General features: G+C 40.9%; 4 protein-coding genes. All 4 read left to right on the top strand.

Features of this window, described 5'->3' with window-relative positions:
- The first annotated feature begins 34 nt into the window (after positions 1-34).
- Positions 35-856, top strand: a complete 822-nt coding sequence (locus J8L98_RS14365; protein WP_192507120.1) for a glucosaminidase domain-containing protein — start codon at positions 35-37, stop codon at positions 854-856.
- Entirely contained in the window at positions 846-1,499 is a 654-nt protein-coding gene (locus J8L98_RS14360) for a DUF2987 domain-containing protein (protein ID WP_210996959.1), read from the top strand. Before J8L98_RS14365 ends, J8L98_RS14360 begins: the two co-directional genes overlap by 11 nt.
- Positions 1,500-1,815: 316 nt before the next feature.
- A complete protein-coding gene (locus J8L98_RS14355; protein WP_210996958.1) occupies positions 1,816-2,331 on the top strand; it encodes a hypothetical protein in 516 nt (171 codons plus the stop codon).
- 1,300 nt (positions 2,332-3,631) lie between these two features.
- A complete protein-coding gene (locus J8L98_RS14350) occupies positions 3,632-13,903 on the top strand; it encodes a non-ribosomal peptide synthetase/type I polyketide synthase (protein ID WP_210996957.1) in 10,272 nt (3,423 codons plus the stop codon).
- Position 13,904 lies beyond the last annotated feature (1 nt).

Genomic DNA, 13,904 nt, shown 5'->3' with positions numbered 1-13,904 from the left:
ATATAGGCTGGTACGCTCAATGATGAGGAAAGACATGCAAGTCAATGTAGTTAGAGTAGTCATTTTTATAGTGTCATTATGGGGGTTAGCTTACCCATTTTTGTATAAACCAGCTCCAATCATAAAACCAAGTGAAACCACCCCGGTGGTGATTGAGACACCGCCAATTGTTGCCGAAAAACCGTTACACACTGTGAGGCTCCCAAAATTTTCGCAGATAAAAGAGGTTGGACAAAAGAAGCAACAATTTTTTGATTTTATAAAGCCACACATTATCGCGGAAAATAAAGCCATACAGCAGCAGCGTGCAAGTATTGAAATTGCACTTATGATGTTACAGTTTGATGAAGTATTAACGGGCGCACAAACCGACAAGCTGAATAAAATATATGATTATTACCGTTTGGAGGGTGAGCGTTATACCGAAGAGAGTTTAAAGGTCGCGCTATCTCATGTCGATGTGATCCCCAAAGAGTTGGCGTTAATGCAAGCGGCAAATGAATCTGCATGGGGGACTTCTCGGTTTGCACGTATTGGATTAAACTTCTTTGGTCAATGGTGTTACAAAAAAGGGTGTGGCATGGTGCCGCGACGTAGAGACAATGAAGCGGAGCATGAGGTTGCTGCATTTCAATCCGTTCGAGCTGCCGTTAAGTCGTATTTTAGAAACATTAATACACATGAGGCTTACCAAGGACTAAGAGTAAAGCGTTCCGAATTAAGAAGTAATAAACAACCAGTTGAAGCAACTGCCTTAACGGCTGGTTTGATTTCATATTCAGAACGTGGAGAAGCATATGTAAATGAACTGAATGATATGATCAGACACAATAAGGCTTATTTTGATGAAGAGTAATTGGTTTTGCGCAGCAGTGTTATTAAGCATGTCGTTTATGTCACAGGCCACAGAGTTTGTTGTGTCATATGATGGTTTTTACGACAGATTGAAAGTAATTGAAAAAGGTGAGTTCGAGTTCGCTCGCATAAACTTCTATGTTGTAGACAGTACAACGTTAGCACCTTGTACAATTGGTAGTGGGAAAATTATAACAGAAAATAGCGAAGCGCCTTTGGCGTATACAGAGCAAGCTCAATTACTGTTGCCATTTGATAAAAAGCTAGACAAAGATAAAGCGGTGCTGGTTATAGAACCCCGTGACCCTCAGCATCAATGCCAATTGAAATTTCAAATTGAAGCAGAGCATTTTGATAGCACGCAATTGACTAAAGCGAGTTTATATCAATTACACAATGAATTTGATACGTTACTTTCTGATCTGTCAGGGTTTTTTGTTAGTAAGTTAATGCGCTTTTTACTACCGGAACAAAAAGGAGTGATAGTTGAATTCTCTCAACCCGTGGCTTTAGATAATATAGATATTAAGTGTGAACGTACATTATGTCATTTTGCAGTGGATGCCACGTGGGATGGAATTGAAACTGCATTAGTAGATACGCCAGCTTCGATTGTGTCAGTGAAACCTTGGATATCAAAATAGGTCTTTTATGCTTAGTTCTGATATCTAACGAGCTATAGAGGTTACGAGTATGAAGGTAACGAATAAAGTCGACGATGTGCAGCTATTTTTTGGTGATGTGACGATGTTGGAAATAGTTTGCTAAGGTTGAACCGATATTAGCTATTAATCATATGAATTAGTACGGCACTTTAAGTGCCGTTTTTTATGTCTACTTTTTGGTAAAAGCGCTATAGACGACGGTGTGTTGGAATATTAAGTAGTAATACTTGTAAAATGTGATTGTGTTGCTATATTGGGTACCTTGTTGAGACCAACATTAAAATAAGGATTATCAATGAAAACTCTATCAATACTATTTGCTGGTGCAGTTTTATCTTCAGTGGCTTACGCGGCGGATACTATTCCCGATGGCTGGGCAGGCACTTACAAGGGGGAATGTGAGCTTATTTCTCCTCGACACGGGTCTTATTATAACTTTGCAATGTCTTTAGAAATTGCGGCACAAGATACTGGTAAGGTTTCGTGGACGCTCAGTTATGGCTCAGGGCAATCAGCGAGTGTACGTAACTATAATCTATTAACAATCAATGCTGATAGAGGCCATTATGCTGTGGATGAAAATAACGGGATTGTGATTGATCAATTCCTAACAGGTAATGAGTTTATAAGTATGTTTGAAATTGGCAGTAGTAAAATTCAAACAACATACGCACTCGATAGCAATGGAACAATGGATGTGTCAATGGATAGTTTTACTTTTAAGACAATTCGTGATGCTGAAATTGGACCATACACTGTTGCTAATTACGGTTTAAAATCGAAACAAAAGTGCCGCTTATATAAGTGGTAAGTTGAATGCAACTTAACAAAGCAGTGGTTTGTAATTGTAATTACTAGCCACTTCTTATGTACTAACTTCGTGAAATTCGAAAAATACAAATGATAATGCTATAAATTTATCCTATCACGCATTGGTTGAATCTCTGGCTTCATTGCCTTTTCGCTGCAAGTACGCACCCAGCTCGCCTTATTCTGCATTAAATTAATGTTATGCTGTGAATTGAATTAGTTAAAAACCTGGAGGTATAGGCTTATTTATTGACGAGTTCAATTTACCTGTTTTAAAGTTCAGCATGTCAGCTATTTTGGCTTAATCGTCAAACCTGGTCACTTTCTTTATAGCCACTACTATGTATCGTTGTTTTTTCTTATATAGTCCGTTGCATTAGCATACAAGTATGAGTCACAAAATGTGATAAATTTCATGTTCAATGTAAATAATATCGATATCTAAACAAAACCCTTAATCAATGGCCAAGGTATTTTATTTCACTATTCGGCAAAATAAAATATAAGTAATTGATATAAATAATTATGTTTTTATTTTCACCTGTCGGCTACCGCTTTTAACAATCAAGATTTTAGTTTCAAAAAGTACTCTGTTTTTTTCAAGAATTACCTAAGATTAAAGTTTACATATTGTTAATGTAATTGACTGTAATTTACCCATGCAACTATATTCAGTACTATCTATTAAGATACTGATTCATAGATTTACGATGTTGAGCAGCTTGAAATACAAGTATGTTTATTGTTGTGATAATTTGATTTATATTTGCAGGTTGTTAATTTTCTTGTTATTTATCTTTATTTTTTAGGTGTTTGTGGTAGCATTTTTGTAAATGTTCATGGTGTTGGACACCTTTAGTAGTTTTGTATTGGCACACTTATAAGGTTATTTTTGCGAGATTTGTCATATTCTTTGAGTACTCGTTTATTTAAATGAGTGCATAAACTAATTTCGAAAGACGTTTTATGAAAAGTCTACCTTTAGAGTTAGTTTATGTCTTTAGGCAATAAGATGTAGTAAGAAAGGTGCAGTTAAATTAGCAGTGCTGGTGGTTTAAGCGGTTAGTTTTACCTTTGATTTGCAATAAATGTTTCACTAAACCCTGCCATTTTAGAAACACAGAATGCACGGTTTTTAATAAATGTTTATTGATGATATTTAATTGATTCTATTTTTTCAATTTTAAGTGGTAATAGGCTGAAACACCTTGAGTAACGCGATTTAATGCACTTTACTGTGTCAATTGCCGTGCTGAGGATGTGACATCTGACTGATCCGCAGAACCAATGATGGGCATGGAATGAATACAGATTTAGTGACTAGGTTAGTCGCATTGGCTAATACACGTGGTAGCGACATTGCATATCAATATTTTTATGAAGACGGTAAGCCATGTAGAGTAATGAGCTACTCTGAACTAGACGAGAGAGCAAAGCAAGTTGCAATACACCTTCAGCAACATTTTTCCAAAGGCGACCGAGCACTCTTATTGTTTAACTCAGGCTTTGAATTTGTTGAAGCTTTCTTCGCTTGCTTATATGCAGGTATTATTGCAGTTCCTGTTTATCCACCTAAAAAAAATCAAAATGTTGATCGCTTAAGAAGCATAGTGACTGATGCGGGTGCGAAAGGTGCCTTAACCAGTGAGAAAATTTATGAAATTGCACGCCCTCTATTTGATTCTGAAGCGCAATTAGCCAAACTAGCCGTATTTACAACTGATTCAGAAAGCACCACTAAGATACAAACGCAGCAATGGTGTTTTAGTGATATTTTATTGGATGATTTAGCATTTTTGCAGTATACCTCGGGGTCAACGGGTAACCCTAAAGGGGTGATGGTTAGCCACGGCAATATCATCGATAACCAAGAAATGATGAAAATTGCATTTGGGCATGATAATTCAACCCCAATAGTCAGTTGGTTGCCACATTTCCATGATATGGGTCTTATTTTTGGTATTTTGCATCCGATATATATTGGTGCACCGGCATCCTTAATGAACCCCACTTATTTTTTGCAAAAGCCTTACCGATGGCTAAAGTTGTTGAGTGACACCAAAGCCGTGACCTCGAGCGCCCCAAACTTTGCATATGATTTATGCGTTGATACTGTCAAAGATGCAGATTTAAAATCGTTAGATTTATCACATTGGCGCTCTGCATTAAATGGTGCAGAGCCTGTAAGAGCAAGTACTTTAGAGCGTTTTGCGCAAAAGTTTGCAGAGTGTGGATTACATAGAGACAGTATTGCACCTTGTTATGGCATGGCTGAAACGACGTTATTTGCCACTGGAGGTAAATTGTCTGTCGCGCCAACGGTATTGCGCTTGGCCAGTCAAGCGTTAAAAGGTGGACAAGCTCGGTTGTTGAGCACGCAAGAATCTATGCCCTCTCAATCAGGTATCTTTTTTGACTTTGATAGCATCTCTCAAGAGCAACCCTATTACGCGGTTTCATGTGGTATTGCGTGGCATAATCATACCGTCGCAATTGTAAACCCAGAGAGTAAAGAGCGGTGTGATGATGGTGACACAGGGGAAATTTGGGTTAAAGGTGCAAGTGTTGCACAAGGATATTGGGGTAAAGAAGCGCTAACAAAAGAGATATTTCAAGCACATATTGCAGATGACAATGATGGCCCGTATTTACGCACGGGAGATTTAGGGTTTATCTTTCAAGACGAATTATTTGTCACAGGTAGATCAAAGGATGTGCTTATTTTTCGGGGTAAAAATTATTATCCTCAAGATATAGAGCTTACGGTCAGCAATGCAAATGAGGCATTAGATGCCAACGGAGGGGCTGCATTTTCAATTGTGTCATCGCCGGACCAACAAGCAAACCAATCAGCAGCGCAAGAGCGTTTGATCATAGTCCAGCAAGTAAAACGTACTGCGGTGCGTAAGCTAAACCCCGAGAGCGTAACCGCTGACATTATGGCCGCGGTAACACAACATCATGGTGTAACACCATATGAAGTTGTGTTAATCAAACCAGGTCGTATTTTAAAAACATCTAGTGGCAAAATTCAGCGCCAAGAAAATAAACGGCACTACGTAGAAGCCTTATTTTCACCTTTATATCGAACCCTTCATGGGCATGAATTGGCTGAAAGTCATGCACCATTAACGGCAGGTTCTTCACAAAACGCATCAGGCAAATTATTGATAGAAAAGCTGTTGCAGCAGGTCGTTGGTCAAGAGCTCGAAAGTAATGCTCCCGTTTTAGACGTGAATGCACCTTTTCACTCGTTGGGTGTTGATTCTATGAGGGCGGTACGGATCTCTGGCGAGTTAATGGAAATGCATGGCATTGAGCTGGAAGCAACAGTGTTATATGAATACCCGACTATTGCTCAGCTTAGTGACTATTTGTGGCAGTTTGAGCAAGTACAAAGCGTGGTTTTACAGAATAAAGGTATTGAAAACGTTATAAATCAGAGTGACATGGATGATACGGTAAAAAATATCAACACTCCGATTGGTAAAAGTACAGAGCAGGCTTTAGATAAGAGAGATGTTGCAGTTATAGGTATGGCTTGTCGCTATCCGCAGGCAAATAATATTGAGGAATTTTGGCAGCTCATTTGTGATAAACGAGACGCCATTTCTTTACCTTCCGAAAGGCGTCAGCAATTGTGTCCTAATTTGGAAGCGGGTCGGTTTGGTGGGTATTTAGAAGACATTGCGCAGTTTGATGCCGCTTTGTTTGGTATCTCTCCAACGGAAGCAAAATATATTGATCCTCAACATCGTTTACTACTGCAAGTCAGTTATCACGCCATCCAGGCAGGTGGCTATTCCCCCTCAGCTTTATCAGGAAGCAATACAGGCGTGTATGTGGGAATTTCACAGAACGACTACTTTGCCATGTCACAGCAGTTTGATAAACAAAATGCTTATCTTGGTACTGGGACAGCACTGAGTATTGCTGCAAATCGGCTATCGTACTTTTATAATTTTACGGGGCCTAGCATTTCGATTGATACAGCATGCTCTTCATCGTTAGTGGCGCTTCATCAAGCAATTCAGAGCATCAAAAGAGGAGAGATCTCTCAAGCGGTTGTGTGTGGTGTGAATTTAATTCTCAGTGATGAAGTGACTAAAGCTTGTGAAGCCGCACAAATGCTTGCTGATGATGGTCGTTGTAAAACATTTTCAGACGCTGCTGATGGATATGTTCGCAGTGAAGGTGTTGGTTGTTTGTTTTTGAAGCCATTGGAAGAGGCATATCGAGCGCAAGATCCAATACAAGGCATATTAAAAGGCAGTGCTGTAAATCAAGATGGACGCAGTAATGGTATTACAGCGCCTAATGGCTTATCACAACAGACTGTTATTAAAGCCGCTTTAGACAACGCAGCTGTTTGTGCTGAAGATGTACAGTATGTTGAAGCACATGGAACTGGTACTAAATTGGGTGATCCTATCGAGTTATCAGCGCTAAGCAAAGTATATAGACCTCAGGGTCAAATGGCGTCTCCCATTACTGTCGGCGCGGTTAAAGCCAATATAGGCCACTTAGAATCAGGCGCCGGGATTGCAGGTGTCATTAAAACTCTATTGTGTATGCAGCATGGAAAAATCCCTGCTCAGCCCCACATTAATACACTTAATACGCATGTTCCTTGGGCAAAAATGCCTTTAGTCGCAAATACTTCTGATACTCATTGGCCAAAAGAGGATTTAGCACATTATGCAGGGGTAAGTTCATTTGGTTTTGGGGGAACCAATGCGCATGTAATTTGTGAAGCTGCACCTAAGCAAAATCCCCTTGATGTTAATTTACTGGCGCAAACAGGGTTTTATTTGCTTGCTGTTTCAGCAAAAACGCCTTTGGCACTGCATCAGTCTCTTAATCGTTACAACGAGGTGTTAGCTAAACTAGACGCTAATGAGTTTGATGCATTGGTTTATAACAATGCAATGCAGCCTCATATGAGAGAGTATAAGCGGGTGGTACACGGTTTAAGTCGATCACAATTACTTGAAAACCTGAACATGGCTAACAAAACCTATAGTGCGCATCATGACGGCGGGTCTCATAATATCAGCGAGTTGGCTTTATTGTTTACAGGGCAGGGTGCTCAGTATGCAAATATGGCAAAGTCTTTGTATTCAACACAGGCAGTATTTAAGGCTGCGATAGACGAATGTAATGATTTGCTAGAGGGTCAGCGAGCAGAAAGTTTGCTGGACGTGTTATACGGCAATCCACAAGCTGAATTGTTCAACGAAGCACAGTGGACACAAATTTGTTTATTTGCCGTGGAATACGCTTTCTCAAAGTTATTGTTAAGCTTAGGTATTACACCGAAATATTTGGTCAGTCATAGTGTTGGAGAATATGCTGCTGCATGTATTGCAGAGGTTTTTTCTATCGAAGATGCAGTTAAACTGATTGCTGCTCGAGCATCGTTAATGGCAGAGCTGCCTAATGAAGGCCGAATGATATCAATACGCTGTACTGATATTGTGGCACAAGAAATAGTTGCGAAGTGCCATGCTGACTGTTCAACTCAGGTTTGCATTTGCGCATTTCATGCAGAGTCAGGGGTGGTGTTATCTGGGCACAATACCGCGATTGATTTTGCATGTAGGCAGTTAGAACAGAAGAAAATTAAATATAGGGAGGTAAACACTGCACGTGCTTTTCACTCTCCATTAATGGCACCTATGCTTAGTGAGTTTGCAAAAGTAGCCAATAGCATTACTTTCTCTTTACCTAAGTATCCCTATTTGTCTTCGGTCACAGGTGAGTTTGAAACTGACGCACTGACAACCCCTGATTATTGGGTGCAACAAATTATTAAACCTGTACGGTTTGATTTGTGTCTGCATCAATTAGATAAAGTTGCACCACTTTGTACGCTCGAAGTGGGGCCCAAACCTGTATTGAGTGCCCTTGTTCAAGAAAACCTTAAAGATCATCATTGTGAATGTTTGCATGTACTCCATAACAAGGGGGAAGATGTATCGCGCTTTCCAGCAAGTATTGGTCGCTTATTTGAATTAGGGTTGGAGCTTGATTGGTCTTGCGTTTACCCTCAAAAATCGGTTCCAAGACAGAGTTTACCTGCTTATCCATTTGATGAACATGCTCATTGGATCGTGCCTTTAAATACCCAAGAGAGTAAAAGTAAAGCATCGAACGGGCACCGCCATGCAGATGAAGTTAACGCTTATGTTAAAGGCGTGACTGTTCAAGGCAAGCATAGTGAAGACCGACAAGTCATAATTCGAGAGTTTGTATTGTCTACATTAGCAAACTTATTATCGATGCCGGCTGAAGCAATCCAGACAGATACACCTTTGCTCGAAATGGGCGTAGATTCATTGATGATCATGCAGGCCGTGCGCTTATATGAAAGGGAGTTTGGCCTTGAGTTTAGTGTGCGTCAGTTTTATGAAGAGTTAAGCACAGTTGATAGTTTATTGACTTACATTGTACAACATAGTGATTACCGTACTCAGCCAATCGCAGCAAATGTTGAAGAGCACGCAACAGACCAACTAGTAAGTGCTGGAGACACTACGCACGGAAATAACACGGTAGCTTCGCGTGCTGTGGGCCATATAAATGGCGAGCTTGTTAAAGAAATTTGTCAAGCGCAATTACACGCTGCTACTCAAGTTAATAACGCGTATAGTCGAGATAGTCTCAAGGCGATCACTGCGCAGCAATTACAGTTGCTAATAACGACGACAGAGCGTAGTCACTCATTACCGTTAGGACAAGATGATTCTGAGGATGCTTTAGAAGGCGTAAACGCTGGGTATGAGTATAGCGTTGAGGAAGGTAATGTTACACATTCAGTACCTCAGCCCCCAGCACATAACTATCAAAGTACCGCTAATTCAGTCTTGCCATCTTTTCAAAAAAAGCAGCTCACTTCTCAATTAAAATCTGAACGTATGCAGCAACATTTTGCGGTATTGAGCGAGGAATATTGTAAAAAAACGGCAAAATCTAAAGCACTAATTAGTGAGAACAGACCATATTTAGCAGACAGTAGAGCCTCGGCTGGATTTAGACTTTCAAGTAAAGAGTTACTTTACCCAATTTTTTCTCAGCGCTGTGAAAAATCGCGAATATGGGACATTGATGGTAACGAGTACATTGATATTGCTATGGATTTTGGGGTTAATTTATTCGGCCATAAACCAGACTTTGTAACACAGGCGTTGTTACAGCAAGTTGAGGCGGGTTTGCAGCTTGGTTTAGCCAGCCCGCTTGCGTGTGAAGTGGCATCATTGATTAATGATTTGACCGGTTTAGAGCGTGTCACTTTCTGTAACTCTGGTACTGAAGCGGTCATGACTGCGGTTCGTTTAGCGCGTAATACGACTAAACGTGAAAAAGTTGTTCAGTTTTCAGGTGCTTACCATGGACATTATGATGGCACATTAGCACATGCATTGAGTGAAAGTGACGTTGAGCCAATGTGTTCGGGTGTTCGTCATGGATCAATTAGTGATAATTTGGTTTTAGAATATGCAGATCCTAAGGCGTTAGAGACTATTCGTAAACATGCTTCTTCTATTGCAGCCGTATTAGTCGAGCCTGTACAAAGCCGTCATCCTGAATTACAGCCATGGGCATTTTTAAAAGAATTACGCGAGTTGACGAAAGAACTGGGCATTGCGCTGATTTTTGACGAGATGATCACTGGGTTTCGAGCACATCCAGGTGGAGTTCAGGGGTTGCTAGATATACAAGCCGATATGGCAACTTATGGAAAAATTGTTGGTGGCGGGCTGCCTATTGGTGTGGTTGCGGGTAGCCACGCGTACTTAGATGGTATTGATGGTGGTGTGTGGCAATATGGCGATACTTCTTACCCCCAAGCAGACACAACGTTCTTTGCTGGGACTTTCTGCAAACACCCATTAGCCATGGCGAGTGCAAAAGCTGTGTTGAGCGAAATAAAACGTCAAGGACCCGCTTTGTTCGATGCTGTGAATGAAAAAACCACGTACTTGAAAGAGACGTTAAATCGGTTTTTTACAGCAGAGCAGATCCCAATTAGCCTTGAAGCCTTTACATCACTATTTAGATTTAAATTTACACAAAACTTGGATGTGTTTTTTTATGAAATGCTCAATCGTGGCGTGTTTATTTGGGAGGGGCGAAATTGCTTCTTATCAGCAGCGCATACGGATGCTGATGTTGAGGCAATTATCCAAGTCGTACAAGACAGCGCACTCAGTATAAAAAAAGCCGGATATTTTGGCGATTCTTTAGCATTAGAATCACAGATAAGTGGTGCCAGTGAAAATGACGCTGTGCCCTTAAGTGATGCTCAGCAGCAATTGCTGGCGTTGGCTTTACGGTCTGAGCAAGGTGCAAAAGCCTATCAGTTACAAGCGACGGTGAAGTTAACTGGTGCAGTGAATAAACGACGTTTAGAGCGTTCAATTAGGGAAGTGATAAAGCAATACCCAATGCTAAGTTATGGTGTGGATAGCGATACGTTATGTCATAGGAAAGGTGCTTTTAATCAAATATTAATGCCGGTTGTGACAATTGATACAGACGCTCAGCTGACGGCAAATTTAAGCGCCTTGCGTTACGCCCCGTTTGACTTGGATAATGATGTATTATGCCGTTTTAATTTGGTAGAAGATCAGCGAGGCTGCAGTTATTTTAGCCTTGTTGCACATCACATACTGTATGACGGAGTGTCACTACAGATTATTTTGAAGGCGATTGCAGCTTATTATAATCAGGAAGTGATAGAGCCCGCAAATTCAAAACTAGACTTTTTTGCCTATATTCAAGCGCTCAAGCAATACCAACAGACAATAAAATTTGAAGAGGATAGGACGTTTTGGTTAACGCATTTGGCGACCAGCTGTGAGCTCGCCTTGCCAACTAAGTTTGCGTTAGTTGAAAACATCGATGCAAAGGAGGAGATGCATTTTGAGGTGGAAACACGGAGTATACATCTCACAGAGGAGGCCATGCTGAATGTATCGCAGCTTGCTAAACGCAATGGTTGTGGGCAATTTGCTACTTTGTTGTCAATGTACCTTTTATGGTTAAGTAAATTGACGCAACAATCGGTTGTCACAGCAGGGATCCCATGTTCAGACCGACAGTTATTGTCTCGCAGAGATATCGTTGGAAGTTCGGAGGATATTTTTGAGCCTGATATCTTAGATAGCCAGTTAGTGGGGTACTGTACTAATATTCTGCCAATTAATATTGATGTTATGGCGTGCACTCATTTAGGTGAGCTGATCAAGCACGTGCAGTCTGTACTACTGACTGCCTTTGAACATCAGCATTATCCATATTCTGCGTTAACAAAAGAAGACATTCATTTACCCTCTACCTTGTTCAATATGGATAAAGTACCGTCATTACCGGCTTTTGCTGAGCTGAGTATTGATACAGGGCCCTCGGTAACCACCTATAGTCAGTTTGAACTGAATTGTAATGTTACCCAAGTTGGTGAGTCATGGTCGTTAGACATAGAGTTTAATAAACACAAATTTGATACCCAACTATTTGATGGTTTCATACAAAGTTTTGTTGCGTTCATTGAGAAAGGAAACACTCAAGATACGTTGCACTCACCAGCTTGTTCGTTTGTAACTGAATCAGCTCAAAAAACGTTACTTGAAGAGCAGTTCAATAAAGCACAGCAACTACCCGTTGACTCGCACAGCTCACAGCCGGCATTAACTAACTATATTGAGCAGTTTGAGCAAATCGTTGCTCAGTACCCGACGCATCAAGCATTGAGTTGTGAAGAACAAACTTTAACGTATGAGCAATTAAATAGGCGAGTAAACGTACTTGCACACCACTTGCGAGCGCTCGATATTGGCGTCGGTAGTTTAGTCGCCATTGCTTTGCCTCGGCGTGTTGAGTTGGTGGTGAGTATATTGGCTGTTTTGAAAACAGGTGCGGCATATTTACCATTAGATTTGGCGTTTCCACAGGCGCGGATAAATTACATTTTAAATGATGCACAAGCGTGCATCTTACTTTGTGATAGCCTATGCGACGACAGTGTATTAAATAGTCGCCATAGTATGACAGTGTTAGATATTGACTCACTATCAAGCACTTTAAATCCAAGCGAGGCGCCTAACCTAAATATCGAGTTATTGCCAACACAGCCTGCCTATGTCATTTATACCTCAGGATCTACTGGTCAGCCAAAAGGTGTTGAAATAAATCATTTAGCGCTAATTAACTTTTTGTCTGCAATGGTACAAGCGCCTGGAATATCGCGTTCAGATACGTTGTTATCAGTGACAACCATTGCATTTGATATTGCAATGCTGGAGCTTTTTACGCCAATGCTTGTAGGTGCTCACGTGCTGCTGGCAAGTGAGCAAACATGCAGTGACCCTGCGGCCATTGTTGAGCTCCTAAATATAAACCCTGTATCTATAATGCAGGCGACACCAACACTTTGGCAGTTGTTGTTAGATCACCAGCCTCACTGTGTCAAAGGGTTAAAAGTGCTGTGTGGCGGCGAGCCACTTAGCAAGTCGTTGGCAAAGGCATTTTTGAAAAATGACGTTGAATTATGGAATATGTATGGACCGACTGAAACCACAATTTGGTCTTCACTGAGTCACATCACAGATGCCGAGCACATATCTATCGGAGACGGTATTACAAATACCAGCTTGTATATCATGTCAGACAATGTGCAAGGTGCATTGTTGCCACTACCTACTGGTGTATGGGGGGAGCTGTGTATTGGTGGTGTAGGTTTGGCAAATGGCTATTTTAAGCAGCCTCAATTAACTGCTCAACGATTTATAGAGCATCGTTTTAATGACCAATGTACTCAGCGTTTATATCGGACGGGGGACAGAGCAAGACGTTTACCAAATGGTGAAATTGAGCTCCAAGGACGTCTTGATCAGCAAGTAAAGCTGCACGGTCATAGAATTGAACTAGGTGATATCGAACATCATTTACGGCAAATTTTGGAAACTAAGAATGTGCGTGTATTCATAAAACAAAATGCCGAACAACAAGCCAGTTTATGTGCGTATTGTATTGATGATGGCATCTTGCAAACACGATGGGCATACAGCGAGATACGCCAAGCACTCGCCCTGCGTTTACCAAGCTATATGGTACCTGAATCTGTGTGTTGGTTGCTGGCGTGGCCATTAACGCCGAATGGAAAATTGGACTCGAATGCTTTACCCATACCAGAGGGTATAAAACAGCGAAACATAATACCTGTAGAGCCGAATACCGCCACTGAAGAAGCGCTTCACCGTTGCTTTTTGACGTTACTTAATACAAGTATTTTAGGCACTCAAGAAAGTTTTTTTGAGTGTGGTGGCAATTCTGTTTTAGCGATGCAGTTGGTGTCGAAAATCAATGCCCAATTCGGGATCCGTATCACTGTTGGCGATGTTTTTGACCATTCAAGCATCGCACTTCTGGCAGTGCGAATAGATGATTTGATGAATGCAATGGCGACATGTTCAGACAGCTCACCAGATATAAAAATGGTGAGTGATATTGTGAGTGGACGCGATATTAGTGCCGCTTTGGATGATGAATCCATGACAGAGATGGACCTATAAC

The sequence above is a fragment of the Pseudoalteromonas sp. MMG013 genome, from assembly GCF_018100885.1.
Classification (GTDB): domain Bacteria; phylum Pseudomonadota; class Gammaproteobacteria; order Enterobacterales; family Alteromonadaceae; genus Pseudoalteromonas; species Pseudoalteromonas aurantia.
The sequence above is the reverse complement of the archived record's forward strand: the minus strand, read 5'-3'. Positions and strand labels throughout refer to the sequence as shown.